At 53.2% G+C, this 205-nt stretch carries 1 rRNA gene; it reads left to right on the top strand.

Annotated features, from left to right (window positions below):
* Nucleotides 1-132 precede the first annotated feature (132 nt).
* Nucleotides 133-205: ribosomal RNA gene (gene rrf / locus ADK54_RS21300) — 5S ribosomal RNA — on the top strand; the annotation flags it as partial.

Below are 205 nucleotides of genomic sequence, written 5' to 3'. Positions count from 1 at the left end.
TAACGGGTGGAGCTGACTGGTACTAATAGGCCGAGGGCTTGTCCTCAGTTGCTCGCGTCCACTGTGTTTGTTCTGAAGCAATGAACAGCCGTCAGAACCGTTTTCCGGTTCCGGTGTTCAACTTCATAGTGTTTCGGTGGTCATAGCGTTAGGGAAACGCCCGGTTACATTCCGAACCCGGAAGCTAAGCCTTTCAGCGCCGATG

It is taken from the genome of Streptomyces sp. WM6378 (genome assembly GCF_001279695.1).
Lineage (GTDB): Bacteria > Actinomycetota > Actinomycetes > Streptomycetales > Streptomycetaceae > Streptomyces.
The sequence above is the reverse complement of the archived record's forward strand: the minus strand, read 5'-3'. Positions and strand labels throughout refer to the sequence as shown.